At 64.8% G+C, this 26,899-nt stretch carries 26 protein-coding genes and 1 pseudogene; 11 read left to right on the top strand and 16 right to left on the bottom strand.

The window, feature by feature from the left end:
* The first annotated feature begins 37 nt into the window (after positions 1–37).
* The 6 genes from EJ070_RS20655 (at position 38) to EJ070_RS20625 (ending at position 6,044) form a co-directional block, all read left to right on the top strand.
* The gene (locus EJ070_RS20655; RefSeq protein WP_126092983.1) at positions 38–520 is read left to right on the top strand and encodes a (2Fe-2S)-binding protein; all 483 of its coding nucleotides are present in this window, start codon (positions 38–40) and stop codon (positions 518–520) included.
* An 11-nt stretch (positions 521–531) separates the two neighbouring features.
* On the top strand, positions 532–1,899 hold the full coding sequence (locus tag EJ070_RS37470; RefSeq protein ID WP_126092982.1) for a xanthine dehydrogenase family protein molybdopterin-binding subunit: 1,368 nt from the start codon (positions 532–534) through the stop codon (positions 1,897–1,899).
* Position 1,900: 1 nt separating this feature from the next.
* A complete protein-coding gene (locus tag EJ070_RS37465) occupies positions 1,901–2,905 on the top strand; it encodes a molybdopterin cofactor-binding domain-containing protein (protein WP_126092981.1) in 1,005 nt (334 codons plus the stop codon).
* Positions 2,906–2,912: 7 nt separating this feature from the next.
* Positions 2,913–3,794 (top strand): MoxR family ATPase, encoded by an 882-nt coding sequence (locus EJ070_RS20640; RefSeq protein ID WP_126092980.1) that lies wholly within the window; start codon positions 2,913–2,915, stop codon positions 3,792–3,794.
* Positions 3,795–4,020: 226 nt separating this feature from the next.
* Positions 4,021–5,157, top strand: a complete 1,137-nt coding sequence (locus EJ070_RS20630; RefSeq protein ID WP_126092979.1) for a VWA domain-containing protein — start codon at positions 4,021–4,023, stop codon at positions 5,155–5,157.
* Positions 5,157–6,044: an amidohydrolase gene (locus EJ070_RS20625; RefSeq protein ID WP_189349976.1), complete on the top strand. Its 888-nt coding sequence runs from the start codon at positions 5,157–5,159 to the stop codon at positions 6,042–6,044. Before EJ070_RS20630 ends, EJ070_RS20625 begins: the two co-directional genes overlap by 1 nt.
* A gap of 37 nt (positions 6,045–6,081) precedes the next feature.
* Here EJ070_RS20625 and EJ070_RS20620 read toward each other — a convergent pair whose 3' ends face one another.
* Together EJ070_RS20620 and EJ070_RS20615 are read right to left on the bottom strand one after the other, a co-directional pair.
* Entirely contained in the window at positions 6,082–6,603 is a 522-nt protein-coding gene (locus EJ070_RS20620; protein WP_245464954.1) for a GNAT family N-acetyltransferase, read from the bottom strand.
* 24 nt (positions 6,604–6,627) lie between these two features.
* Positions 6,628–8,073: a DHA2 family efflux MFS transporter permease subunit gene (locus tag EJ070_RS20615; protein WP_126095848.1), complete on the bottom strand. Its 1,446-nt coding sequence runs from the start codon at positions 8,071–8,073 to the stop codon at positions 6,628–6,630.
* A 111-nt stretch (positions 8,074–8,184) separates the two neighbouring features.
* Here EJ070_RS20615 and EJ070_RS20610 point away from each other — a divergent pair, with 111 nt between their 5' ends.
* Entirely contained in the window at positions 8,185–9,186 is a 1,002-nt protein-coding gene (locus EJ070_RS20610) for an ornithine cyclodeaminase family protein (RefSeq protein WP_126092976.1), read from the top strand.
* Positions 9,183–10,664, top strand: coding sequence for a histidine ammonia-lyase (gene hutH / locus EJ070_RS20605; protein ID WP_126092975.1), 1,482 nt, complete (start codon positions 9,183–9,185; stop codon positions 10,662–10,664). Before EJ070_RS20610 ends, hutH begins: the two co-directional genes overlap by 4 nt.
* A gap of 25 nt (positions 10,665–10,689) precedes the next feature.
* Here the strand turns inward: hutH and EJ070_RS20600 are convergent, their stop codons facing one another.
* The 14 genes and pseudogenes from EJ070_RS20600 to EJ070_RS20535 form a co-directional block, all read right to left on the bottom strand.
* Positions 10,690–11,493, bottom strand: coding sequence for a 3-methyl-2-oxobutanoate hydroxymethyltransferase (locus EJ070_RS20600; protein WP_126092974.1), 804 nt, complete (start codon positions 11,491–11,493; stop codon positions 10,690–10,692).
* A gap of 32 nt (positions 11,494–11,525) precedes the next feature.
* The gene (locus EJ070_RS20595; RefSeq protein ID WP_126092973.1) at positions 11,526–11,840 is read right to left on the bottom strand and encodes a MocE family 2Fe-2S type ferredoxin; all 315 of its coding nucleotides are present in this window, start codon (positions 11,838–11,840) and stop codon (positions 11,526–11,528) included.
* A gap of 28 nt (positions 11,841–11,868) precedes the next feature.
* Positions 11,869–12,966, bottom strand: coding sequence for a fatty acid desaturase family protein (locus tag EJ070_RS20590; RefSeq protein ID WP_189349974.1), 1,098 nt, complete (start codon positions 12,964–12,966; stop codon positions 11,869–11,871).
* A gap of 17 nt (positions 12,967–12,983) precedes the next feature.
* Positions 12,984–13,898, bottom strand: coding sequence for a sugar phosphate isomerase/epimerase (locus EJ070_RS20585; RefSeq protein WP_126092971.1), 915 nt, complete (start codon positions 13,896–13,898; stop codon positions 12,984–12,986).
* Between the two features lie 51 nt (positions 13,899–13,949).
* Positions 13,950–15,038: a Gfo/Idh/MocA family oxidoreductase gene (locus EJ070_RS20580; protein ID WP_126092970.1), complete on the bottom strand. Its 1,089-nt coding sequence runs from the start codon at positions 15,036–15,038 to the stop codon at positions 13,950–13,952.
* Between the two features lie 86 nt (positions 15,039–15,124).
* Entirely contained in the window at positions 15,125–16,192 is a 1,068-nt protein-coding gene (locus EJ070_RS20575; RefSeq protein WP_126092969.1) for an ABC transporter ATP-binding protein, read from the bottom strand.
* Complete coding sequence (locus EJ070_RS20570) at positions 16,192–16,974, bottom strand: ABC transporter permease (RefSeq protein WP_126092968.1); 783 nt, start codon at positions 16,972–16,974, stop codon at positions 16,192–16,194. The genes EJ070_RS20575 and EJ070_RS20570 overlap by 1 nt, the downstream gene beginning before the upstream one ends.
* Positions 16,974–17,842 (bottom strand): annotated as a pseudogene (locus EJ070_RS20565) (ABC transporter permease). Before EJ070_RS20565 ends, EJ070_RS20570 begins: the two are co-directional and overlap by 1 nt.
* A gap of 28 nt (positions 17,843–17,870) precedes the next feature.
* Positions 17,871–18,935 carry an ABC transporter substrate-binding protein gene (locus EJ070_RS20560; RefSeq protein ID WP_126092967.1) on the bottom strand — a complete coding sequence of 355 codons (1,065 nt, stop codon included), beginning with the start codon at positions 18,933–18,935 and terminating at the stop codon, positions 17,871–17,873.
* A gap of 40 nt (positions 18,936–18,975) precedes the next feature.
* Positions 18,976–19,950, bottom strand: a complete 975-nt coding sequence (locus EJ070_RS20555; protein ID WP_126092966.1) for a PfkB family carbohydrate kinase — start codon at positions 19,948–19,950, stop codon at positions 18,976–18,978.
* Positions 19,947–20,981, bottom strand: coding sequence for an ADP-ribosylglycohydrolase family protein (locus EJ070_RS20550; protein ID WP_126092965.1), 1,035 nt, complete (start codon positions 20,979–20,981; stop codon positions 19,947–19,949). The genes EJ070_RS20555 and EJ070_RS20550 overlap by 4 nt, the downstream gene beginning before the upstream one ends.
* A 2-nt stretch (positions 20,982–20,983) precedes the next feature.
* A complete protein-coding gene (locus tag EJ070_RS20545) occupies positions 20,984–21,709 on the bottom strand; it encodes a GntR family transcriptional regulator (RefSeq protein WP_126092964.1) in 726 nt (241 codons plus the stop codon).
* 120 nt (positions 21,710–21,829) lie between these two features.
* Entirely contained in the window at positions 21,830–23,056 is a 1,227-nt protein-coding gene (locus tag EJ070_RS20540; RefSeq protein ID WP_189349972.1) for an MFS transporter, read from the bottom strand.
* A gap of 94 nt (positions 23,057–23,150) precedes the next feature.
* Entirely contained in the window at positions 23,151–23,921 is a 771-nt protein-coding gene (locus EJ070_RS20535) for an IclR family transcriptional regulator C-terminal domain-containing protein (protein WP_126092963.1), read from the bottom strand.
* Between the two features lie 108 nt (positions 23,922–24,029).
* On the opposite strand from EJ070_RS20535, the gene EJ070_RS20530 reads away from it, so the two are divergent.
* From EJ070_RS20530 to pcaF, 3 genes are read left to right on the top strand one after another with little or no spacing between them, the layout of a single operon-like run.
* Positions 24,030–24,887, top strand: coding sequence for a CoA transferase subunit A (locus EJ070_RS20530; RefSeq protein ID WP_126092962.1), 858 nt, complete (start codon positions 24,030–24,032; stop codon positions 24,885–24,887).
* Complete coding sequence (locus EJ070_RS20525) at positions 24,884–25,687, top strand: CoA-transferase subunit beta (protein ID WP_126092961.1); 804 nt, start codon at positions 24,884–24,886, stop codon at positions 25,685–25,687. The genes EJ070_RS20530 and EJ070_RS20525 overlap by 4 nt, the downstream gene beginning before the upstream one ends.
* The gene (gene pcaF, locus EJ070_RS20520; RefSeq protein WP_126092960.1) at positions 25,688–26,893 is read left to right on the top strand and encodes a 3-oxoadipyl-CoA thiolase; all 1,206 of its coding nucleotides are present in this window, start codon (positions 25,688–25,690) and stop codon (positions 26,891–26,893) included.
* Positions 26,894–26,899 lie beyond the last annotated feature (6 nt).

Below are 26,899 nucleotides of genomic sequence, written 5' to 3'. Positions count from 1 at the left end.
CTGTCCGGTCATTCGGGCAGGCGCGCAGGGAGGAAGAATGGCAAAGGTCCCGGTTCAGTTCACGCTCAACGGCTCCGAAAAAGCCGAATTCATCGAGAGCGGCACGACGCTGCTCCACGCGCTCAGGGACAAGATCGGCGATACCTCGCCTAAGGGCGGCTGCCACCAGGGCACCTGCGGCGCCTGCTCGGTCATCATCGACGGCGAACTGAAACTCTCCTGTCTGACGCTGGCCGAGACCTGCAACGGCGCCGACATCAGGACCACCGCCGGTCTCGCCGAAGCTGGTGTCCTGCATCCGCTGCAGCGCGCCTTCCTCGATGCCTTCGCCACCCAATGCGGCTTTTGCACGCCGGGTGTGATCATGGCCGCCAAGGTGCTGCTCGACCGCACGCCGAACCCCAGCCGCGAGGACGTCGTCGAGGCGCTGTCCGGCAACATCTGCCGCTGCACCGGCTACGAGCCGATCATCCAGGCGGTGCTCGCCGCCGCGCGCGCCAACTCGCAGAACGCCGCCTGAGGGGACCAGACATGGAGCTGCGCAAGGATTATTTCGCCGATGTCCGCAAGGACGGCCTCAACGAGATCGGCCAGCCGCGTCCTCGACTGGACTCGCCAGGGCATGTCACCGGCAAGACCGCCTATTTCTCCGACCGCAATTTTCCCGGCATGCTGCATCTGAAGATGGTGCGCAGCCCGCATCACCATGCCCGCATCCGCTCGATCGACACGTCGGAGGCGGAAAAGCATCCGGGCGTGGTGAGGGTGCTGACAGCCAAGGACGTGCCACACAACGTCTACACCATCCTGATCCTGATCCAGATCGGCCCCGAGGACGAAACCGTGCTTGCCGACGGCAAGGTGCGCTGGAAGGGCGAAGCGGTAGTGGCGGTGCTGGCCGAGACCGAGCGCGCGGCGCAGGAAGCCGCCGCCAAGGTCAAGGTCGATTACGAGGTGCTGCCGGCCGTCTTCGACATGGAGGAAGCGCTGAAGCCCGGCGCGCCGATCGTCAACGAATATCACGGCCAGAACTATTACCTCTATGACAGCGGCGAGTGCCGCAAGGTGCGCTTCGGCGATGTCGAGGCAGGTTTTGCCGAGGCCGATCACATCCTCGAGCAGACCTACCAGTCCTCGCCGATCGAGCACGCGCCGACCGAGACCACCGGCTGCGTTGTGGCGCCCGAGGGCAATGACCGCTTCACCTGCTACACCAACACGCAGGCGATGTTCTTCACCCTCGACAACGCCTCGATCATCCTGCAGATGCCGGGCTCGAAGCTGCACTTCGTCGGCGGCACCGTCGGCGGCGGCTTCGGCGGCAAGGTCGACGTCATCGTCGAGCCGATCGCCATCCTCGGGGCCAAGCTAACAGGACGCCCGGTCTGTTTTATCTACAGCCGCGAGGAAGAGATGCAGATCTCCTCGCCCCGCGCGGCCGAGAAGGTCGTCATCAAGGACGGCGTGATGAAGGACGGCCGCATCGTCGCGCGCAAGGTGACCGGCTATACCGATGCCGGCGCCTATTCGCGCCATTCGCCCTATGGCGCGCAGAAGGGCGCCGCGCACTATCCCGGGCCCTACACGATCCCGAATGTCTGGATCGACACCTACTGCGTCTACACCAACCGCACCCCTTCCTCAGCCATGCGCGGCTTCGGCGTCACCATCGGCGACTTCGCGCTGGAGGTGCAGATGGACAAGCTGGCGCGGCTGATCGGCATGGACCCGCTCGAATTCCGCTTCATCAACGCCTATCGCGACGGCGACATGAAGGCACATCGCCAGCCGACAGAGGGCGCGGCGCTGATCGAGTGCATGCAGGAAGCCTCGCGCGCCGCCAACTGGCCGGTGGCGGAGAAGTTCATGGCGATGTCCTCCTACAGGAAGGGAGCTTGAGATGGCGATACGGCGCGGACGCGGCGTCGCCGCGATCAACTATCCGACCGGCATGAATCTCGGCGGCGACCCGACCCAGGCGCTGGTGCATTCGACGCCGACCGGCAATTTCATGGTGACGCTCTCCAGCGTCGATCTCGGCCAGGGCATGAAGCAGATCATGGCGCAGATCTGCGCCGAGACCATCGGCGTGCCGACCGACCGCGTCGTCATCGACACCGCCGACACCGACACCGGCCCGCACTGCATGGGCACCTTCGCCTCGCGCGGCACGCACCGCGCCGGCAACGCCGTCATCCAGGCGGCCAGGGAAGCCCGACAGGTTATGCTGGAAGTGGCGGCCGAGGAGCTGGAGGTGAATGCCTCCGACCTGGAGACCGATGGCCAGGGCAACATACTGGTGAAAGGTGCGCCGCAGCGATCGATCTCGATCTTCGATGTCGCGCTTTCCGCGCATTTCAAGCGCGGCCGCTCGATCTCCGGGCGCGGCATGTTCTTGATCCCGCGCTCCTATCCGGAAAAGGAGACCGGCGCGATGAAGCCCTCGACCTGCTACGCCCATGCCTGCACGGTGGCGGAGGTCGAGGTCGACGACGAGACCGGCGAGGTGACGGTGCTCACCGTGAAGAACGTCTTCGAGATCGGCCGTGCGCTTAATCCGAAGATGGTCGAGCAGCAGCTTGTCGGCGGCTCCTGGATGGGCATCAGCCACGCGCTCTATGAGACGACCGAGCCCTATTATCCGAGCCGGGACCATGGCGGCACCGACTTCAACCAGTACCTGATGCCGGGACCTGGCGATCTCGCCGAGACCGAGATCATCGTGCTGGAGCGCCCTTCCGCCGACGGCCCGTTCGGCGCCAAGGGTCCGGGCGAGATGTGCGCCAATCCGCAGATCCCGGCCGTCGCCAACGCCGTCTTCGACGCCGTCGGGGTTCGCGTCGATACCTTGCCGATCACGCCCGAACGCATCCTGCGCGCGCTGAAGGCGCAGGCCGCAGGCTGAGCGGAAGATGACCCGCGCCGATGCAATTGAGGTGGCGGCTTCGCCGGAGGCCGTGGCCACGCGCCTCGCCGCTTCACGCTATCTGGCCGACGACGGCCTCGCAACCGCGATCTTCCTGGCGATCCGCTTGGGCAAGCCGCTGCTGCTCGAAGGCGCGCCGGGCGTCGGCAAGACCGAAGCGGCGAAGGCGGTTGCGGAACTGCTCGGCCGCGAGCTGGTGCGTCTGCAATGCTATGAAGGCATCGACGCCGCGCATGCGCTCTACGAATGGAACTACCAGCGCCAGTTGCTCGCCATCCGCCATGCCGGCGAGCACGAGATCGACATCTATGACGACCGCTTCCTGATCGCGCGGCCGCTGCTGCAAGTCTTGCGCGCGCCGGACCAGCGTGTGCTGCTGGTCGACGAGATCGACCGTTCCGACCATGAGTTCGAAGCGCTGCTGCTCGAATTCCTCTCCGATTTCCAGATCAGCATCCCGGAGCGCGGCACGATCCGCGCTGCGACCCAGCCGATCGTCATCCTGACCTCGAACCGCACCCGCGAGCTCGCCGAGGCGTTGCGCCGGCGCTGCGTCTATCACTGGATCGGTTATCCCGACGCCGCGCGCGAGGCCGAGATCATCATGCTGCGCTCGGGCCACGTCGCCGAGGCGACCGCGCGCGCGGTGGCGAATGCCGTGCAGCAGATACGCGCCCGCCCTCTGGCAAAGCCGCCGGGCATCGCCGAAGCCGTCGAATGGGCCAACGCCGCGACCATTCTCGAAAAGGGCGGCAGCCCATGGCCGGAAGCCTTCCGCCGCGCCATAGGGGTGCTGATCAAGGACGAGGAGGATATGTCGGCGATCGCGCCGGAGCTCGGAAGGATCGTCGAGGAGGCGCTGGCGTGATGAGCAATCGCAACGCGCTAGCGCGATACCCTAGGGCTAATGCGCGACGCTGGCGGGACAGCGCCCCCCTCTGTCCTGCCGGACATCTCCCCCTCAAGGGGGGAGATCAGACGTCACGCCGGCTTTCGCCAATCTTCAACGTTGCAGGATTGAGCGGAGCGTCCAAGCTGCCAATCTCCCCCCTTGAGGGGGAGATGTCCGGCAGGACAGAGGGGGGCGCGAAGGAATGATGCGTGGGGAAAGCTTGCCTCGCGCCGCAGCGGCGTTCCTCGACTTCGCCCGGATGCTGCGCCGTCATGCCTTCGCCATCGCACCCGAACAGGTGACCAGCTTCATGCAGGCGGCGGCGCTGCTCGGCCCGCGCTCGATGAACGATATCCGCGAAGCAGCACTCGCGACGCTCGCGCCCCCGCCCGATCGCCGTGTCGAATTCGAGGCGCATTTCCGCGCCTATTTCTATGGCGACGCCAAGCCTCCGATCGACGGCGAGAAGGACGACGAAACCCGCATCAAGGACGATCGCGGCACACGTCAAGAAGAAAGCCAGACCATCCGCAACGAGAAAGGCGGCGAGCTGTCCTCGGCGCTCGAGCAGTTGAGCAGCCGCGATTTCCCGCATGACGCCGACGGCCTGAGCTCCTTCCACCGCCGGCTCGCTTCCGCCCTGCCCGCGCGCCGTTCCTTCCGCACCGCGCGCACCCGCTCGCGCGGCACGCTCGATCTCAGGCGCTCGCTCAGCGAGATCGTCAGCGCCGATGGTGACATCCCCGCGCCGCTGCTGCGCCGCCGCCAGATCGTGCCGCGGAAACTGCTCCTGCTCATCGATGTCTCCGGCTCGATGAAGCTGCACACCGCCGATTATCTCAAGCTGGCGCACACTACGGTGCAAGGCGCGGACCGCGCGGAAGTCTTCACCTTCGGCACGCGGCTGACCCGCATCACGCCGGTGCTGCGCATCCGCGACCGCGACCAGGCACTGGCCCGCGCCGCGGCGCTCGTCGACGACTGGGATGGCGGCACCCGCATGGGCCAGACATTGCTTGCTTTTCTTTCGGTGCCGCGGTTCTCCGCCTTCGCGCGCGGCGCCTGCATCGTGATCCTGTCCGACGCATTGGAGCGTGGCGACCATTCCGACCTCGAAACCGCGATGCGCCGGCTCAGTGCCCGCGCCTTCCGGCTCTCGCTGGCGACGCCGCTCGCCGGCGATCCGCGCTTCAGGCCGGCGACGGCAGCGCTCCGCGCCATCCTGCCGGTGCTCGACGATCTGGTCGACGGCTCGTCTCTGAAGAGTCTCTCCGATTTCATCCTGTCGCTCGCCCGCCCCGCTCCGGCGGCCGAAGCCATCTGGAAAAGGGTATCGTGATGCGGAAAGCCATCGACGCGCATTTCCACATCTGGCGCCAGCAGGATCAGCCCTGGCTGGTCGGGCCGATGGTGCCGCGCATCTTCGGCCCTTACGAGCCGATCCGCCGCGACTATCCGATCACGGAATTCCTCGACGACCAGAAAGGCTCCAGCGTCGAGAAGGCCGTCTATGTCCAGACCAACTGGGCCAAGGAGGATTTCGAGAAAGAGGTGGCGTTCCTGCAGAAGACCGCCGAGGAAACCGGCTGGCCGCACGCCATCGTCGGTTACGCCGACATGACGGTGGATGACGTGCGGCCACAGATCGATCGGCTGATGAAATACAGGCTGCTGCGCGGCGTGCGCATGCAGCTTCACTGGCATGAGACGCCTGCCTTCCGTTTCGCCTCGTCAGCCGACCAGGTGATCGATCCCAAGGTGCGGAAAAACGTGGCGCGGCTGAAGGACTATGGCCTCTCCTTCGACCTGCAGCTCTTCCCGGCGCAAATGAAGGACGGGCTGATGCTGGTCAGCGAAAACCCTCAGACGAATTTCATCCTCACCCATGCGGGCATGCTGACCGGCATGGAGCCGGAAACGACTGAAGCATGGAAGGTAGGCCTGCGCACTCTTTCGGCAGCGCCCAATTTCTACGCCAAGCTGTCGGGGCTCGGCACCTTCGTGCACCGCAACGACCCGGAACTCATCGCCTACATCATCCACAATGCGATCGAAATCCTCGGCAGCGATCGCCTGATGTTCGGCTCGAACTTCCCGATCGAGAAGCTGTGGACCAGCCACGCCGAACTGATCAAGGCGCACCGCGCGGCGGTGGCCAGGCATGGCTCGAAGGCTGAGGCGGATATATTCTGGAACACGGCAGAGAAGGTCTATAGGCCGGTGTGAGCGCGAGGTCGACCATTCCTCGCGGACGACGGTCGGTTCACAATGAGCGGCCCAAGACTTGAACCATGTGCTGTTTGGTGCCGATGGCAATTGGCCCGGCCATCCGCTCTGGCTCGAAGTTCTGTAGTCGCCAAAAACGAAGTGCTGGCTCATTCTCGACGAGCACGCCGAGTTCTACTCTTTCGACCGCCTGGGACTTCAGCCATGTGAAGAAGCCGTCGCAAAGCGCTCGCGCCAACCCTTTCCCGCGAAAGGCTTTGTCGATCATGAGCAACGCGATCCACCAGCACCCTGCCCGGGGATAGTCGCGGTCACAGGCCAACAACCCCACGAGTTCGCCGTCGGCTGCCTTCAGCCCGAATACGAACTTGTCGGCTTCCGTCCTGCCCGGTGGGAAGTTCTCGAATTCCTCGTTCGCGCTGGCGGCATCGGGCGGCTGGCCGCGCTCCAGCACGACATAGTCCGAGCAGGCCCGATAGAGTGGCACCAGTCGAGGTGCGTCTATTCCGATCAGCCCTTCGATCTCGTATCCGGAAAGCGAAATTGGGAATTTTGTCATTTTGTCCACGGGAGTCTGACCTCGTCAGTTCGCCGCCAAATGGCCTGAGACCTCCGCTCCGGCGGATGGCGGCAAGACCATGAAACGCAACGATGCCACGAGTCCGATCAGGCCGATCGCGAGGAAAGCCACTCTGAAGTCTGCGAGGTCGGGCGCCGCTTCGCCTCTGGTAATTTGCGACAGGTTGAGGAGCGCGGCCGCCACGGCCACGCCGAACAGCATCGATACTTGCTGCAGCATGCTGGAAAGCGTCGCGGCCGAGCTTCGCTGCGCCCCGCCGATATCGGCGAAGGCGAGTGTATTCAGCGCGGTGAACTGCATCGAGCGCGAAAGCCCGGCGATCAGCATCAGTGCCACCACCAGCGCCAGCGGCGTCTGCGGCGAGATCGCCCCGCAGGCCATGATCGCCAGCGAGGCGATCAGTCCGTTGACGATCAGCACGCGGCGGAAGCCGAAGCGCCTCAGCGTCGGCGTGGTCACCGCCTTCATGCCGAGATTGCCGAGGAAATAGGCGAGGATCAGCAAGCCCGCATCGACCGGCCGCATCCCGAAACCCACTTGGAACAGCAGCGGCAAAAGGAAGGGCGTGGCGTTGATCGCGACACGGAAGATCGTGCCCGCCGACAGCGTCGAGACGGCAAAGGTCAGCACCTTGAAGGCGGAAAGATCGAGCAGCGGATGCGGCGCCCGCAGGAGTTGGCGCACCGCCAGCCAGCCGATTGCAGTGCCGGCGGCAATCATACCCACCGTGGGCAGCACGCCGTTCTCGGGATGCGCGAGGCGCTCCAATCCATAGAGCATAACCGCAAGGCCGAGCGAGGTGAGGAAAAAGCCAGGCCAGTCGAGCGGTCTTGTCTCGGCGTCGCGATCGCCCGGAACGAAACGGGCGACCAGCAGTAATCCGGCCAGCCCAAGCGGAACGTTGATGAAGAAGTTCCAGTGCCAGGAAAGGTAGGTGGTGATGAAGCCGCCGAGCACCGGACCGACCACCGGCGCGAACAAAGCCGGCCAGGTGATCAGCGCCGTGGCGTTGAGCAGTTCCGATTTGGCGGCGTTGCGCAGCACCAGGATGCGACCGACCGGCGTCATCAGCGCACTGCCCAGGCCCTGGACAATGCGGGCGGCGACAAACTGCGTCAGGCTCTGAGAGAAACCGCAGGCGATCGAGGCCAGCGCGAACAACGCGATGGCGCAGAGAAAGACGTTGCGTGCGCCGAAACGGTCGGCGAGCCAGGCCGACAGCGGCACGAACACCGCCATCGCCAGCATATAGGCGGTGATGCCGATGCTCATCGCCACCGCCGGCACGCCGAAGGACTGGCCCATCTGCGGCAGCGACGTCGAGATGATCGTCGAATCGAGCAACTGCATGAAGAAGGCTACGGCGACGATCAGCGCCACGCGCCGTGCCTGGCGCGCCGCCGTCGGCACGGGCTGGGACAATGCCTCGTTGTCGGGAATGCTGGTCATGACGCGCTGGTTGAACAGCATAAGGCTGAACCAGTCCAGAGTTTATCCAACAAACTTTCGTGTCGTCTCGCCGCCTGTTATGGATGAGCGCGGGCCGGCCGAGGGAAATGCATGAAGCCCATCTATATCGACTATCTCAACGCTCTCGACATCGAAGCTCTTGCCATGAGCGATGCCGAGATCATCGGCGCCGTCGAAGCCGGGCTCGTCGCCCAGGGCAACGGCCAGACGGTGATCGAGCCGCGCGTCCATCTCGAGCCGGATCCGTCCTTCCACGGCCACTTCAACGTGCTTCGCGGCTATGTGGCACCGCTCGACGCGGCCGGCGTGAAGATCGTCGGTGACTATGTCGACAACTATCTGCACGGCCTGCCGTCCGAATTCGGCATCCTCAACCTCTTCGATCCGCGCACCGGCACGCCGCGCGCCATCCTCGACGCCACCGTCATCACCGACATGCGCACCGGCGCCGTCACCGCCATCGGCGCCAGGCACCTGGCGAAGAAGTCATCAAAGGTGCTCGGCCATATCGGCGCGCGCGGCACCGCCTACTGGAACGTGCGCCTGCTCGACCACCTCTTCGACTTCGACGAGATCCGCGTCCATTCGCGCCGGCCGGAAAGCCGAGACGCTTTCGCCGCGAAACTGGCCGCCGACCTCGGCAAGCCGGTCATGGCCGTGGCCGACTGGAAGAGCTGCGTCGAAGGCGCGGACATCGTCGTCGAGGCCTCGCGGCTGCCGGAACCGCAACCATTGCTCAAGACCGAATGGATCAAGCGCGGCGCGCTGGTCGTGCCCTACGGCACTATGAGTGCCGTGGAGCTGTCGCTCACCGAGATCATGCAAAAGATCGTCGTCGACGACTGGGGTCAGTGCAAAGGTGGTAAGTTCGGCTCGCTGCGCGCTCATGTCGAGACGGGGCGGCTGAGCGAGGCGACGCTGCATGCCGAGCTCGGCCAGATCGCCGCCGGCCTGAAAGCCGGACGCCAAAGCGACGGCGAGACGATCCTGTTCTGGCATCGCGGCCTCTCGCTTTCCGATATCGCGCTCGGCAAGGCGATGCTGTCCAAGGCCGCGGAACAAGGCATCGGCCAGAGGCTGCGCTTCGCATGACCCCGCTCGTTCTCACCGGCGCCGGCGTCAGCATCGAGGATGTGGCCGCCGTTGCGCGCAATACAGGAAAGGTCGAGGTCACGCCTGCGGTCATCGAAAGACTGGGCAAGGCGCGCAAGGTGCTCGATGAGGCCGCCGCCGGCGGCCAGCAGATCTACGGGCTGAACACCGGCTTGGGGGCCAATCTCGGCGCGACAGTCGAAGGTGATGCCGGCGCGTTCCAGCGCCAGCTTCTCGACGGCCGCGCCGCAGCGGTGGGGACCGCATTGCCGGCCCAACTGGTGCGCGCGGCAATGTTCGCCCGCGTCGCCATGCTATCGGCCGGCGGCTCCGGCCTGTCGCCGCCTGTCTTCACCGCGCTTGTCGACCTGCTCAACGCAGGCGTCCATCCGGTGATGCCCTCGCTCGGCTCGATCGGCGCCGGCGACCTGGTGCTGATGACGGCGATTGCCCATACGCTGATCGGAGAAGGCGATGCCGACTACCAAAGCCGGCGCATGCCGTCAGCCAAGGCATTGATGATGGCGCGCCTTGTCCCGGTCAGCCTGGCGCCGAAGGACGGCCTCTCGCTGATCAACGCTTCCGCGGTCTCCACCGGCGTCGGCGCTCTGGCTCTCGTCGACGCTTTGTCGGCGCTCGAACAGCAGCAGCAGGCCGGCGCGCTGACTATGGAGGCGTTGGGCGCCAACCGCACCATCCTCGATCCTCGTCTGCACCAGGCACGGCCGGGCGCCTGCCAGCAGGTCGCGGCAAAGGCGCTGCGCGAGCTGCTCGCCCGCGAGGACGCACCCGTGCCGACCACCATTCAGGATCCGCTGTCGATCCGCTGCATGCCCTCGATCCATGGCGCGCTGATCCAGGCGATCGACCATGCGCGGCTCGCCGTCGAGATCGAGCTCAATGCCGCCGCCGACAACCCGCTGGTGCTCGTTGATGACGCTCAGGTTTTGTCGACCGGCAATTTCCACACCGCATCGCTGGCGCTGGCATTCGAGACGCTCGGCCTCGCGATCGCCCAATGCGCGGCGGCATCCGCTGCCCGCTTTATCCAGCTCACCGGCTCGACCCGCCACGGCCTGCCGAAATATCTGTCGCCGGTCGGCGGCGCCTCCGCCGGCTTCGTGCCGCTGCAGAAGACGGTGACGGCGATCCTGGCCGGCATCCGCCACAAGGCCAATCCTGTGATGCTCGACTTCCTGCCCGTATCCGAGGGCGTGGAGGACCACGCCACCCAAACGCCGCTTGCCGTCGCCAAATGCGCCGAGATGATCGCGCTGTGGCGGCGCCTGATCGCCCTCGAACTGATGGCGGCGGCGCAGGCGGTCGACCTGCGCGAAGGGCTGACACTGGCGCCGGCCACCGGCGTGATCCACGCGGCTGTGCGCGCGCATGTGCCGACGCTCAAGGAAGACCGGCCGCTCGGACCTAACGCCGACGCGCTCCATGCCGCGCTCGCCGATGGGAGTTGGCAAGCCTAGCGACAGCAGGCCAAACGCCGCCCGCTCAAGCCTTTCCGTCCATCTTCTTCATGAAAAGGGTGAGCTCGCCGGGATCCATATGCACGATATGCCTGTCTTCCGGATAGGCGCCGCTGTTGACGTCGGCTACATATTCGGAAAACGCCGCGATGCGTTCCTGCTGCAGCCGATCGTATTCGGCGGCGAAGTTGCGGTAGACCTTCGAGTGGCGAGGCATGTGACCGCGATTGGTGCCGAGAATGTCTTCTGCAAACAGGTACTGCGCGTCACAGCCAGTACCGGCGCCCATCGACAGCATGATCAGCGAGGTGCGCTCGGAGATCGTCTTCGCCACCTCGACCGGCACGACTTCGATCTCGGCGCCGATCGCGCCGGCGGCCTCGAGTTGCTTCACCGCATCGAACACCTGCATGGCGGTATCGGCGGTCTTGCCGACGGCCCTGAAGCCGCCGGTCCAGGTTGCGCGGGAAGGAATGAGGCCGACATGTCCGATGACGGGGATTGCGTCGTCGGCCATGCGCTTGATCGTGGCGTAGCCGGCGCTGCAATAGACCGCGTCGGCGCCTGCCTTGTAGAGGCGGAAGGCCCAGCGCAGGAAATCGTCCGCCGTGCCGATCTCGTAGAAATTGTCGCCCGGCATCGTGAAGAGGCTGGGGGCGGCGTCGCGGTACTGTGGATTGAGCACCAGTTCGGGCGGCACCGAGACGATGTCGATGCCGGCGCGCTCGGCGGCTTCGGCCTCGTCGAGCGTCAGCACGCGCAGCATGGTCAATTGCCGCTTGCCCTTCATGGCGCGCAGGTCGGCGACGGTCGGTCTCTTTCGGCTCATCGGTATATCCTGTCTTTTCTGTCTGGCGGCTTTCAATCGATATTGATCATCACCTTGTCGGCCTCGATCTTCACCGGATAGGTCCTGAGGTTGACGCAGACCGGCGCGCCCTTGGCCTGGCCGGTCTTGTAGTTGAAGCGGCCATTGTGCTTGGGGCACTCGATAATGTCGTCCATCACCAGCCCGTCGGCCAGATGCGCCTTTTCATGCGTGCAGAAGCCGTCGGTGGCGAAGAACTCGTCGTCAGGCGAGCGGTAGATCGCGAAGGTGCGGCCGCCATGGTCGAAGCGGATCACGTCCTCCTCATCCACGTCGTCCACCGCGCATGCTTCAACCCACACCGCCATCGTCTTTCTCCGAGCTGCAACGCGCCACCTATTTGGCGGCGGCCGTCGCCATATCGACCTCGTGGAACTCGCCGCGATAGGGCCTGGCCGTAGGCGGCAATTCGCGCTTGAGGTAGTAATCCTCATATTTGAGCTGCCTGAGCAGCACCGGCCAGACCTCGCGATAGGCGTGCCACATCGACGGGTTCGGTTTCGGCAGGTCGTGCTTGATCAGTTCGTGGAGCTTCGGCAGCGCGTGATAGGGCACCATCGGGAACATGTGGTGCTCGACATGGTAGTTCATGTTCCAGTAGATGAACCGGCTGACCGGGTTCATGTGGACGGTGCGCGAGTTGAGCCGGTGGTCGACGACGTTGTCGGCCAGCCCGATATGCTGCAAAAGCCCGGTCATCACCATGTGCCAGGTGCCGTAGAGCCGTGGCAGGCCGATCAGCACCAGCGGTATCCATGATTTAAGCGCGATCGCGGCAGCGATCGTCGCGGCATACACGACCATATGCCAGCGCGCCGCTACCACCGCCTTATGCTGCTCCATCTCCGGGATGTAGCTCTTCTCGTCATCCGACAATTTGCCGAAGGCCTGGCGCACGAGCGTCGGCAGCGAATAGCGGAAGTCGAGGATGCCGGTGAAGGCCAGCGCCGCCTTGATGAGGTCCGGCGGGCGCATCACGGCGATCTCGGCGTCGCGGCCGACGATGATGGTGTCGGTGTGGTGGCGGGCATGGCTCCAGCGCCACTGCACCGGATTGCGCATCAGCATGAACGAGGCGATGTGGTAGACGACGTCGTTCATCCAGCGCGTGCGGAAAGCGGTGCCGTGGCCGCATTCGTGCCAGCGCGAGTCGCTCGACGAGCCGTAGAGCACGCCATAGACGAACAGGAACGGCACGACCCACCACGTGCCCCAGAACCAGACGATGCCGCCAGCCGAACCCAGGATCGCGGCAATCCAGATGATGGTGTCGCGGATCGCCGGCCCGTCGGAGCGCTGCATCAACTCCTTCATCACCTTGCGCGGCACGTCCGTGTGGTACCACTCAGCCGAGGCGAGTCCGGTCTCGATCGCGTGCCGAGTGCTTTCGCCGACAAGGCTGTAGTCGCGCTTCGCGCTGGCGGTCCTGGTCATCATCACCTCCCCGGGCGTCAAAGTCCGTTGGCGCGGAATTTCCCGTCGAGGAATTTTTTGGCGCGCGGCACGTCGTCCTCTGAGAGATGCTCGATGATGACCGGGATGTTCGGGTGCTTTTCGCTGAGCCGCTTGAGATAGAGATCATAGTTGAGGGCACCGAGGCCCGGCGCCGGCAATTCGATCTCGCCGACGCCCCGGAACGTCAGCCCCTCATGCGCGTCCGCGTCACCGATGTCGGCATGCTTCTCGGTCTTGTCGGTCCCTGAGCGCTTCACATCCTTGGCATGCGCGATTTTGATCTTGTCGGTCAGCGTGTCGAACACCTGGTTCAGCACCTGGTCCATGCGGTCGATATTGTGCGCCTCGAAATAGTTGGTCGGGTCCATCAATAGCCCGAGGCCGGGATGGTCGACCTGCGCGAACATTCTGACCGTCTCCTCGACCGAACCGACGACATTGTTGACATAGGTTTCGAGCAAAAACACCGCGCCATGGTCATAGGCTGTCTGGGCAAGATCGGAGATCACCTTGCGGCACTCCTCGAACCCTTCCTCGGTCTTGTTCCTCGGATCATGCACCCAGTCGGACTCGGTGTTGTAGGTGCCGGTCTCCGAGATCACGTAAGCGCTGCCGAATTCACGCGCGTTGCGGATGATCTCCTTCAGATAGGCGAGCCGTCTTTCGCGCTCGGCTTTGTCCGGATGGATGATGTTGGTGTAGCCGGACACGCAGCAGACCGGCAGATTGTGGTCGCGGAACGTGTCGCGCACCTTCCTTGCCTTGTCCCTGGTGATCTGCCCGGCCGCGAGGTCGATATCCTTGAAATGCAAGTCGAGCTGCACCGTGTTGAAACCCAGCGCGCGGATGCGCTTCGCGACCTCCTCAAGCTCATAGGGGAAATAGCCTGTGAAGATACCTGCCTGCATCATGAGGTGAAGTCCTCCCGGTAAGCGATTCTGTCGTCGTGTCTTTCGGCTGCCTCAGTCGATGCGGATTTCGGACAGCTTGACGGTGCGACCCTCGGCTATCGACCTGTAGCCGGCCTCGACCAAGGCCATCGTCTTGACGTTGTCGGCGACAGACAGCGCCGGCGGCGTGCCGGCCTTCAGCGCGTATTGGAGCTGTTCCATCACGCCGATGAAGGCATGCGGGAACCACATCGTGTCCCAGCTTGGCGTGACCCATACCCCGCCTGTCGTCTCGGTCGAGGCATAGGTTAGTGTCGAGGCGACGCCCTTCGGCCAGCCGATCGTGCCCTTGGCGACGCCCTTGGTGCCGTCGACGCGCCAGGCGATGTGCTGATCGTCCTGGTAGCCTTCCTGGCGCGGGCCGGACCAGACATCCTCCAGCGAGACGGCAAATACGCCGGAGGGAAAGCGGAGCGTCGACACCGTGATGCCGTCGGAATGCTGGAACTTGGTGCGTGGGTCCTTGCGCGTCAGCGTGGTGATCTCATCCGGATCGCCGAACAGGAAGCGCAGCACGTCGAGGTGGTGCACGCTCATATTGGCGAGCGTCAGCCGGTCATAGCCGGCCAGGAACGTCTGCCAGTGCGGGATCGCATGCATGTCGATCTCAGCGAAGACGATCTCGCCCAGCGCGCCGCTGTCGATGATCTGCTTCAGCACACGCATCGACTGGTCGTAGCGCATGTTCTGGTTGACCGAGAGGATCTTGCCGGCGGCCGCCGCTTCGTCGCGCAGCTTCACCGCTTCCGCGACCGAGAGCGCCAGCGGTTTTTGCGCCAGGATCGCCTTGACGTGCGGCTGCTTCAACGCGCGACGGATCAGCGCTGGCTGCTGATCGGGCGGGAAGGCAAGGTCGACGATCTCGACACGGCTGTCCCCGATCAATTGCTCCGGCGTGTCGTGGACGGTCGAAATTCCCCAGCGGGCGGCGACCTTCTCGGCATTCGCCTTTGTGCGCGAGGCGATCGCCACCACCGGGAAGCCGGCTTGCGCGTAGGCGGCGAGATGGCATTCGGCCATGATCATGCCGGCGCCGACGCAGCCGATCCGGTAGTCCTTGACTCGGACCTTCACGTCCGGCTCGAAACCCATGCTCGCCATCCATTCCTCCGTCGAGAACTGGATATAACGCCATGGTCTGGTGGTCAGCCAAGGCCGGCGCCATCATTTCCCATCAGCACCACTCGTCAGCTCGCTGCGATCAGCACGGTGCTTTCCGGCGACCAGCTGAGCATCATGGGCTCGCCTTCGGCGAGGCGCTCGGCTCCGGTGTTCTGAACGATCACCTTGAGCGTCTGGCCATCGCGGTCGACGAAATAGGTGCTGTTGTTGCCGGCGAAGATACGTTTGGAAACCCGCCCCTTGAGCGTGTTGGCATTGCCAATATCGAGCCTCGCTGCGCCAGTCGAAATCTGGATGCGCTCCGGCCGCACGGCACAACTTGCCTTGGCTCCGGCCGCCAGCGAAGGACCCGAGGCAGCAGCGATAGCTGTGCCGTCCGGCAGCCGGATCCCGGTGCGGGTCGCGGCGCCGCGAAAGATGTTGGCATCGCCGAGGAAGGTCGCGGCGAACTCGCTTTGCGGCCTGTCGTAGATCTCCTCCGGCGGCCCCTCCTGCACCAGCCTGCCGTCGCGCAGGATGCCGATGCGGTCGCTCATCGTCAGCGCCTCCTCCTGGTCGTGGGTGACGAAGATGGTGGTGATGCCGATCTCGCGCTGGATGCGCTTCAACTCGATCTGCATGTCGACGCGCAGCGCCTTGTCGAGCGCGCCGAGCGGCTCGTCCAGCAACAGCACGCGCGGCTTGGTGACGATGGCCCGCGCCAACGCCACGCGCTGGCGCTGGCCGCCGGAAAGCTGGTGCGGACGGCGGCCGCCGAGCTTGCCGAGCTTGACGAGGTCGAGCGCGCGCTGCACCTCAGTGGCGATCGTCGCCTTGGGCTCACCGCGCACCGACAGGCCGAAGGCGACATTGTCGGCGACGCTCATGTTGGGAAACAGCGCGTAGTTCTGGAACACCATGCCGATGCGCCGCTTCTCGACCGGCACGCGCTCGACGCTTTCGCCGCCGATGGCAATGCGCCCGGCATCCGGAAAGTCGAAGCCGGCGATCTGGCGCAGCAGCGTGGTCTTGCCGCTGCCTGAAGGCCCGAGCAACGCATAGAAGCCGCCGTCCGGAAAGTCGATCGAGACATTGTCCAGCGCCTTGTGCGCGCCAAAACTGCGGGAGACGTTCGCGACCTGGACGCCTGCCATTACTTCTCTCCGCCGAACTTGAAGAAGCGCGCCGTAAGCAGCATCAGCGCCATCGACACGACAATGATGATCGTCGAGACCGCATTGATCTCGGGCGTGAAGCCTTTGCGGATCGCGGCATAGATTTCGACCGGCAGCGTCGTCTGGCCGGGTGTCGACAGGAAATACGAGACCACGAACTGGTCGAACGAAACGGCGAAAGCGAACAGCCCGCCGGCGATGACGCCGGGCATGATCCAGGGCAGCGTGACGCGGTTCGTCACCTGCCACTGGTTGGCGCCGAGCGAGCGCGCCGCTTCCTCGAGCTCAGGCGCGAAGGTCTGCAGCCGGGCCGACACGACGACGATCACATAAGGCAGCGCCAGCGCGACATGGCCGAGTAGGATGGCGATGAGCCCGCGGCCGATGCCGAAGAAGAAGATCAGCATCGCCGTGCCGGTGATCAGCCAGGGAATGGCGATCGGCGGAAAGAGCAGCGCCTGCAGGAATTTCTTGCCGCGGAACTCGTAGCGATAAAGCGCCAGCGAAGCCATCGACCCCAGCACCGTCGAGATGATGGTGGTGATGACCGCGATCTCGATGCTGTTCCAGGTCGCCGCGATCAGCTGGTCGTTCTGCTGGAGCGAGGCATACCAGTCCGTCGTCCATTCGAGGGGCAATTGGTAGAAGGGCGAGGCGTTGAATGACATCAGCGCCATGATGATGATCGGCAGGTAGAGGAAAGCGAGCAGCAGCACGATGTAGAAGCGCCCGAGCCATTCGAGCATGCGCGTCGTCGCCATCAGCCGGCTCTCCGCAAGATCGGCGCCGCCAGCGCCAGGTGATCAGCACCACCGCGAGCAGGATGAAGGACAGCGCAGCGCCGAGCGGCCAGTTGAAGACGGCGACGAACTGGTCCTCGATGATTGTCCCGTAGAAGGTGCCGGTGCGCCCGCCGAGGATGCGCGGCTCCATGAAGGAGCCGACGACCGGCACGAAGATCAGCGCCGCGCCTGCGATCAAACCAGGCATCGACAGCGGGATGATCACCCGCCACAGCACCTGCCGCCGCGAGGCGCCGAGCGAACGCCCGGCCTCGATCAGCGAGTCGTCGATCGCCTGCAGCGTCAGGTAGCAGGTCAACACCATATAGGGCACATAGGAGTGCACCAGGCCGATGATGACGGCTGGATAGGAATACATCAGGTCGATGTTGATCTTGAACGGCAGCACGGCGTTGAGCGCTGTGTCGAGGATGCCGCCCTCGCGCAGCACCATCGCCCAGGAGAAAATGCGCACCAGGCCGTTCGACCAGAAGGGCAGGATGACGAGCAGGAAGATCGCCTCGCGGCTGCGCCCTTTCAGCACCTTGGCCAGCACATAGGCCGCCGGATAGCCGATGACGACGCACCACAGCGTCACCTCGAGCCCGAGCCGCAAGGAGGCGAACAGCAGTGTCGAGTAGAGGCTTTGCGAGAAGAAGGTCGCGTAGTTGCCGAGCGTGAACGCCCATTCCTTCCCGGCCAGCGGCAGGTCGGTCATGAAGGAGAAGAACATCATGGCCGACAGCGGCAGGAAGAGCGCCACCGTCAGCCAGAGATAGGCAGGAAGAAGAAGCGGCAGGGCGGGCTTCAGTCCGCGGCGCGAACCGGTCGCGAGCTGGTCAGCCATGATGCCTCTCCTCCCCGAAAGACGCCAACTACTTCACGTTGACCTTAAGCTCCTGCCAGAGCCCCAGATATTTCTCGCGCTGTTCGTCGGTGATCGGCGCCTGGAACTGGATGCGCTTGGCGACCTCGGGGCTTCCCATGACCTTGCGGTTGAAGGCATCCTCGGGCAGAGCCTCGACGGCCTTGGTGTTGGCCGAAACCGGCGCGCCGACCTCGGTGACCCATTCGACATAGAATTTCGGATCGATCATGTAGTTGATGAAGGCCTCGGCGCCGGCAACGTTCTTGGAACCGGCGGGAATTGAGAAGGCGTCGAGCCAGGCGACGGCGCCTTCCTGCGGGATGACCAGCGAGACCGGCAGCTTGAAATGCGTCTTGGCGCGGTCGGCCGAGCCGCTCCAATAGGTGCCGATGTCGATTTGGTTGGAGGCGACCATCTGATTCCAATCGTTCTCCGAGCTCCAGAAGGTCTTGATCTGCGGCATCAGCGAGGTGAGCTTCGTCTTGACCGCTTCCATATCCTTGATGTCGTTGATGTTCTGGCCGCTGGCGATAGCCCCGAACTGCACGGCTTCGACGGCGTCGTCGCGAATGATGACGCGGCCCTTATGCGCTGGATCCCACATCTCGGCGATGCTCGTCGGCGGCTTGTCGAAGGACTTTTCGTTGATGGCCAAAGCGGTCAGGCCCCAGACCCACGGCACGCCATAGGCCTTGCCGTCATGGTTGAGCATCGGCGAGCCGGCCTTGTCCTTGGCGATGTCGGCATAGTTGGAGAGCTTCGACGTGTCGATCGGCTGGATCAGCTTGCCGGCCATCGCCTGATCGTTGAAGGCGGCGTTGATCATGACGACGTCATAGAGGCCCGGATTGGTCCTGAGCTTCGTCAGCATCTCCTGCTCGGAATTGAAGAAGTCGTTGACCACCTTGAAGCCGGTCGCCTTCTCGAAATTGGCGACAGCCCACGGCTCGTCGGCGCCGTAGCCCTTCCAGTTGAGCACATGCACTTCTTCGGCAGCCTGGGCGGAGAGCGTGAGTGCTGAAACGAAGACGGCGGTCGCCGCCAGAAAAGCGGTCAGTCTGGGCATGCGCATGTTTGTTTTCCTCTCATTGTTGGCCCGGTTGATGGGCTTGTTAAGTTGCAGTCGCTTCCTCCCAGTCATGCGCGATCGTTGCTTGATCGCGATGGCTCAGGAATCCCTGGATCTCTGTGTCCGTCGGCGCCGAAGACCCGCCATGGCGGGTGACGGAAAGGGCCGCTGCCGCATTGGCGTAGCGGGCCGCTTCGCAAGGCGACAGGCCACGCGACAATGCGCTGACGAAGGCGCCGATATGCGTATCGCCGGCGCCATTGGTATCCACGGCGTGGACCGCGAAGCCGGGGATCGCCCGCGTGCCACCGTCGGCCATCCGCACCAGGCAGCCATGCGCACCGGCCCGAATGACGACGCCCTCGGCCTTCGGGCAGTGCTCGGAGAGCAACCGGACGGCGACGGTCTGTGCATCACCGGCGCCGGCGATTTCGGCGGCCTCATCGGTGTTGCAGCTCAGCCATGTCGTGCGCGCGAGCACCCTGTCCAGGATCGGCCGCGGAATCTCCGCGATCACCGGTGTCGGATCGAAGACGAATGGAATTTCCGCCGGCAGCGCCTCGATCCAGTCGGCGAGGGCTTCGCGGCTGCCGGGATAGCTCAGCGTGTAGCCGGAGGTGAAAACCCAATCGCCCGGAATGACTTGGACGGGCGTCATCATGTCCGGTGTGAGCACGCTCTCTGCGCCTGGCCAAGAGACGAAGGTTCGCTCGGCGTCGCCGCTGATCATGGCGACGCAATTGCCGCTGTCCATGAGCGGCGATGGCGGCGTCAGCGTCTCGATGCCTTCGGCGGCGAAAGCGGCGCGCAGGAAATCGCCATCAGGTCCCGTTCCCAACTGGCCGCCGAATACAACCTTCATGCCGGTGCGGCTCGCCGCCACCATCATGTTGAAGCCGCCGCCGGGGACACGCGCGTAGCTCGACGCGGTCTTTTCGGTGCCGGGCGCCGGCAAGGTATCGATGCGGTAGACATAGTCCACCACGGCGCTGCCGATATGGACGAGACGCCGGCTCATGCCGCAGCCTCCTTGCCGGAACTGCGCGCGACCCTCGCCGAAACAAGATCGTTGGCCAGAGCGCGGACCTCCGCGAGGTCGATGCCTTTCAGCCTTGCGACGCGATCCTGCGGCAGGCGAGACAGGCCGGCACAGGCGCCGGCCATGCCGGCGGCAATGGCGCCGATCGTGTCGGTGTCGCCGCCGAGATTGGCGCTGATGACGGCGGACCGCCAAGCATCGCCTTCAGCAACCTCCAGTACGGCGAATGCCGCCGGCACCGATTCCTGGCTGGCGACGCCCGTGCCGATCAGGTCGACAATCAGCTTGATTGCATCCCGCTCCACCTTGCCGCGCACGAGGTCCTGCGCCCAGGCAATGCGGGCCGCAATATCGCCGCCGGTGACCCAATGGCCGAGCGTCGCTCCCAACCCTGCCGCCGCGACGGCGCGCTCGGAAGCCGCGCGCCAGTCGCCGCCGGCGACGCCACTGCTCACAGCCGCCGCAACGGCAGCGGCGGAGGCAATGGCGATCGAGGTGTTGTGCGTCGCCCGGCAGGTTTCCGCCACCTTGGCGACCAGCGCGTCGAGCGGCTCTAGCGGCATCATGATGCCGACCGGCGCGATACGCATCGCCGCACCGTTGGTGTCGCCGCTGCGTCCGGCCTCTTCCGCCGGCACGCCCTCGTTGATCGCGTCGATGGCGCGTTTGGTCGAAGGTCCAAGCAGGTCGTAGCTGCCGCGCGCCTTCACGTCGCGCTCCCAGTCGAGCAGCGCGTTGACCCAGCGCGCGTGGTCGAAGCGATCGCCGGAGCTGACCAGGATGCGGCCGAGCAGCAGTGCCTGTTCGGTGTCGTCGGTAATGGCGCCGGCCGGCAGCCCCTTTGACACCGGATGGTCGGCGACGGGCGCGACGAAATCCTCGACATGGCCGTAGAACTCGGCGATGCGGGCCGGGGACAGAAGCTGCGTCGGCATGCCCAGCGCATCGCCAAGCGCTCCTCCGATCAGCGCACCCATTGCCCGGTCCTTCATCCCGGCTGCGTCCACCATGCTCAGAACTCCAGATGCAATGCGAAATGCGCCGGGTTGAGCAGGCTGGTGACGAATTCGATGGCGCGCCCGTCGGCGGCACGCGTCAGGCGGCGCGTACGCAGGAAGGGCGTGCCTGGAGCGCAATCGAGAATGGCTGCGTCGGCGGCGCTCAGCATCTCGATGTCGACCCATTCCTCGCCATGATCGGGCACCAGCCCTGCCCCACGCAGCGTCTGGTGCAGCGAGCCTTCTCGAAGGCCGCGCAGCGGCACGTCTTCCAGTTCCGGCGACAAGGGCAAGCGGCTGCGCTCGATCGAAATGGCGTGGCCGTCATCGGCATTGCTGCGCACACGGTCGACGGCGATGAAGGACGGGTTCCTAACACCGAGTCTTGCCGCGAGCTCGGCGTCCTCGATGATCTCGAGCCTCAACGTCCGGGTCTCGGCATTGGCGCCTGCATTGGCAAGCGCGCGCGACCAGCCGATCGCGTCATCGACGGGCATGCCGTCGAAGGTGACGAAGGAACCGATACCGACCTTGGTGGTGATGAGCCCGCGACTGGAAAGCTCCTCCAGCCCTTTGCGGACGGTATTGCGGCTGACGGAGAAGCGCTGGACCAGCTCGTTCTCGCTCTGCAGGCGGTCGCCGAAGCCGAGCACGCCGGAGCGGATCTCATGCTCCAGAACCGTCGCGATCTGCTCGGGCTTGCCCGTGCCGGGGGTGAGTTGCATCGCGCGACGGGCCATATCGATACCTGTTCAATGAACCTGTATAATCCTGTTCAATATTGGGTTTGAAGGGCGACGTCAATCACGAAAAATCCGCAGGGCAACGACAGTCTTCGATTCTGGAACGCAGCAGACGCCTCAGCGTTCTTCCGGCGGCTTCAGCCCCCGGAACTGCACCAGCAACAGCAAATCGTAGGCGATCTTCAGCGCCCCGCAGATCAGCAGCGGCCACGCCCGGAACGATGCAGCGAAGAGAGCGCCGGCCAAGGCAGGGCTGGCCGAGGCGGCCAGGCTGCGCGGCACCGACGTGAAGCTCGCGGCAGCTGCCCGCTCCCCCTCTGTGACAACGGCCATGACGTAGGACGAGCGGGTTGGCACATCCATCTGCGACAGAGCGGCCCGGATCGACAAAAAGACAAGCGCCAAGGGGAGCGTTGGCGCCAGCGCCGCGAACATCAGAGCGATGCTGGACGGAATGTGCGTGAACACCATCGTGTTGATCAGGCCGATGCGCCGCGACAGCCGGGCGGCCACAGGAAACGAGAGCGCCGACAGCACGCCCGACCAGAAGAAGAAAACACCTGCCTGCGAAAGCGACAGGTTGAATTGCTCGAAGAGCCAAAGTGCGAGCAACGATTGGACGACGAAGCCTCCCGCGAAGGCATCGAGGCTGAACAGGGCCGCAAGCTTGAAGACAACGTAGCGCGAGGGGCCGAGCGCGGCGGCTGTGCCGGCAGCCAACGCCGGGCGGCGCGGGATGCACGCATAGAACGAACCGCCGAGCAGACCGAGAAGCGCGTAAAGGACGAACATGGCCTTGATGCCGGCAAGTCGGTCGAGGCCAACCGGCGCCAGAAGGTCAGGCATCCCTGCAGCGAGTCCGCCTGCGGCGCCTGCGAACGCGCCCACGAGACTGTAGCGTGCGAACATCCTGGTACGCTCACGCTCCGTGACCTCGCGCGTCAGCACGGCGTGCTCCAGCGGCACGAAGACACTGACACTGCCGGCCGAGGGATTGATCGTGCCGGCGAGCGCAACGACCAGAAGCAACGCGTAGTCATGGACAACGGCAAAGGCCACGCCAGTGGCAATCATCAAACCAGCGCCAGCCAGCAGGAGTTGACGATGATCGTGTCTGGCGCCGAGGAACCCGACACCTATGGTCAGCAGCGCGGAACCAAGCAGCGATGCCGTGGCGATGACACCGACCTGCAGGGGAGTGAATCCGAGGGCGAGCAGGTAGACGGGCAACAGCACGGCCACGAAGCCGTCGCCGAAATCCCGCAGGGCGCGGGCGGCAAAGAGAAAAATCGCCGGATGTATCCGTTCCACCGGTCCAGTCTCTCGACGGTTTGCTTCCAGCATCAGCGTCGTGGCTTTGCAGCCAGGCACCTACCCGGAGCCGAAGATATCATGCTGGAGGAGACTTAAACGTGCCAGCCAGCGGTATTGGCCGCCTTCAAACGAAGAAAAACTCCTCCACACGCTGCTTGGCTTTCCGCAGCACCGGAAGGATCTCGCGCTCCATCGCCTCGACCGAGAAACGCGCCGACTGGGTCGAGACGTTGATGGCGGCGACGGTACGGCCGGCGCGGTCGTTGACCGGCACGGCGATCGAGCGCAGGCCGAGCTCCAATTCCTCGTCGACGACGGCGAAGCCATCCACCCTCGCCTTGTCGATGGCCTTGCCCAGCGCGGCACGGCTGGTGATCGTCTTCGGCGTCCGTCGCTCGATCGTCGCTTCGCCGAGAAAAGCCTTCAACTCGTCCGCTGCCAGGCCGGAGAGCAGCGCGCGACCCATCGAGGTGCAGTAGGCAGGCAGCCTCGTGCCGATGTCGAGCGCGACGCTCAATATCCGGCGGCCGGGGATGCGCGCGACATAGACGACGTCCTCGCCCGACAGCACTGCCGCATTGCAGGCCTCGTCGAACTGCCCGGCCACCTCACGCATGATGGGCGTGGCAAAGGTCCATAGTGAAGCGCCGCCGAGCCATGTTCGGGCAACGGTCAACAGGCGCGGCGACAGCGAGAACAGCCGGCCCGATTGCGTCGCATAGCCAGTGGCTACCAACGTCAGCAGGAAACGGCGTGCGCCGGCGCGCGTCAGGCTCGCCTCCTCGGCCATCTCCGTCAGCGTCATGCCAAGCGGATGGCGAGCGAGGATCTCCATCACCGCCAAGCCGCGTTCCAGCGAGCCGACATGATCGCGTGATACTGGCTCGTCTTCCATGGGCGTTCCCAGGCTGGCGTTGACTCTGCACAAAGCGCCGAGTTAGAAATATCTCATATAGAACTTATGTTCGCAATGCGAACTTTTTCAATCTCCGGAGCCGCCACGATGGTCAAGTTCCTGCCGCTGAAAGAGGCCGTTGCGGAGAATTTGCATGATGGCGACGCGGTCGCTTTCGAAGGCTTCACCCATCTGATCCCGACCGCCGCCGCGCATGAAGCGATCCGCCAGGGCTTTCGCGACCTGACCCTGATCCGCATGACGCCCGACCTGATCTACGACCAGATGATCGGCATGGGCATCGCCAAGAAGATCGTCTTCTCCTATCTCGGCAATCCGGGCGTCGGCCTGCTCAGGCGCGCCCGCGACGCCATCGAGAACGGCTTTCCGCGCGCGATCGAGGTCGAGGAGCACAGCCATGCCGGCATGGCCAACGCTTACGAGGCGGGTGCCGCCGGCCTGCCCTGCGCGGTGTTTCGCGGCTATCGCGGCGCGGGTCTTGCCGCGGTCAATCCGAACATCAAATCCATCACCTGCCCGTTCACCGGCGAGGTGCTTGCCGCCGTTCCGGCGATCCGGCCCGACGTCACCTTCATCCACGCGCAGAAGGCGGACCGCAAGGGCAACGTGCTGGTCGAGGGCATCATCGGCATCCAGAAGGAGGCGGTGCTGGCGGCAAAGCGCGCAGTGGTGACGGTCGAGGAAGTGGTCGACAATTTCGACGACCTGCACCCCAACCTCACCGTGCTGCCGAGTTGGACGATCGCGGCGATCTCGGTCGTGCCTGGCGGCTCGCATCCCTCCTACACGCATGGCTATTACGAACGCGACAACGCCGCCTATCTCGAATGGGACGAAATCGCCGCCGACCGCGACCGCTTCCAGGCCTGGATCAAGAAGAACGTCATCGAGAGCACGGCGGACGACTTCGCCGCCCGCGTCGAGCATCTGAGGAAAGCCGCATGAGCGACGCCGACAATCCGGGCTTCACCCCGAACGAGATGATGACGATTGCCGCAAGCCGCGCGCTGAGAAACGACGATGTCTGCTTCGTCGGCATCGGCGCGCCATCGGCGGCCTGCAACGTCGCGCGGCTGACGCATGCGCCGGACATCACGCTGATCTATGAAAGCGGCACCATCGGCACAGCGCCCGACGTTCTGCCGCTGTCGATCGGCGACGGCGAATTGTGCGAGACGGCGGTCACCACGGTCGCGGTGCCGGAGATGTTCCGCTACTGGCTGCAGGGTGGCCGCATCTCGATCGGCTTCCTGGGTGCGGCCCAGCTCGACAAGTTCGGCAACATCAACACCACCGTCATCGGCGACTACGCGCATCCCAAGACCCGCCTGCCCGGCGGCGGCGGCGCGCCGGAGATCGCGACCTCGTCAAGAGAGGTTTACATCACCATGGCGCAGTCGAAGCGCAGCATGGTCGAGACGATCGACTTCTTCACCTCCTTCGGCCATGGCGACGGCGGCGATCATCGCCAGCGCCTCGGCATCGACACGGCCGGCCCGACGCTTCTGATCACCGACCTCGCTGTCTGGAAGCCGGACCCTGTTACCAAGGAATTCACCGTCGTGTCGCTGCATCCCGGCGTCACCCGCGAAGAGGTGCAGGCGACTTGTGGCTGGACGGTCAAGTTTGCCGAGGCCCTTGACGAGACGCCGGAGCCGACGGAACTCGAGCTGAAGACATTGCGCGACCTCCAGGCCCGCACCAAGGCGGCGCATCAAGGGACCGCCAAAGGGAAAGCTGCATAGATGACCGACGCCTTCATCTGCGACTACATCCGCACGCCGATCGGCCGCTTCGGCGGCGCACTGTCGTCGGTGCGCGCCGACGATCTCGCCGCCATCCCGCTCAAGGCCTTGATCGAGCGCAACGCCGGCGTCGACTGGGCGGCAATCGACGACGTCGTCTATGGCTGCGCCAACCAGGCCGGCGAGGACAACCGCAACGTCGCGCGCATGGCGCTGCTGCTTTCCGGCCTCCCGCAGGACGTTCCGGCTTCGACCGTCAACCGGCTGTGCGGCTCCGGCATGGATGCCGTCACCATCGCCGCGCGCGCCATCAAATCAGGCGAGGCCGAGCTGATGATCGCCGGTGGTGTGGAATCGATGAGCCGCGCACCCTTCGTCATGCCGAAGGCCGACACGGCCTTTTCGCGCAATGCCGAGATTTACGACACCACCATCGGCTGGCGCTTCGTCAATCCGCTGATGAAGAAGCAATACGGCGTCGATTCCATGCCGGAGACCGGCGAGAACGTCGCAGAAGATTTTTCCGTCAGCAGAGCCGACCAGGACGCTTTTGCCGTGCGCAGCCAGGACAAGGCGGTCGCGGCGCAGGCCAATGGCCGGCTGGGTAGGGAGATCACGCCGGTCACCATCCCGCAGAAGAAAGGCGAGCCGGTTCTAGTATCGAAGGATGAGCATCCCCGCGTGGGCACGACCATCGAGGCGCTGGCCAAGCTGCCGACGCCATTTCGCCAGGGTGGCACAGTCACCGCCGGCAATGCCTCCGGCGTCAACGACGGCGCCGCCGCCCTCATCGTCGCCTCGGAAGCAGCGGCGAAGAAGCATGGCCTGACGCCGATCGCCCGCATCCTCGGCGGTGCCGTCGCCGGTGTCGCGCCACGCATCATGGGCATCGGCCCGGCGCCGGCCACCAAGAAGCTCTGCGCCCGTCTTGGCTTGACGCCCGACCAGTTCGACGTCATCGAATTGAACGAAGCCTTCGCCTCCCAAGGCATTGCCGTGCTCCGCCAGCTCGGAGTTTCCGAGACGGCGGAGCATGTCAACCCCAACGGCGGCGCCATCGCGCTCGGTCATCCGCTCGGCATGTCCGGCGCACGCATCACCGGAACGGCGGCGCTGGAGCTCGGCGAGCGAGGCGGCAAGCTGGCTTTGGCCACCATGTGCATCGGCGTCGGTCAAGGCATCGCGATCGCGCTTGAGCGGGTCTGACGGCTT

The organism is Mesorhizobium sp. M1E.F.Ca.ET.045.02.1.1 (assembly GCF_003952485.1).
Classification (GTDB): domain Bacteria; phylum Pseudomonadota; class Alphaproteobacteria; order Rhizobiales; family Rhizobiaceae; genus Mesorhizobium.
Note: the sequence above shows the minus strand (reverse complement) of the source record. Positions and strands in the feature narration are given on the sequence as shown.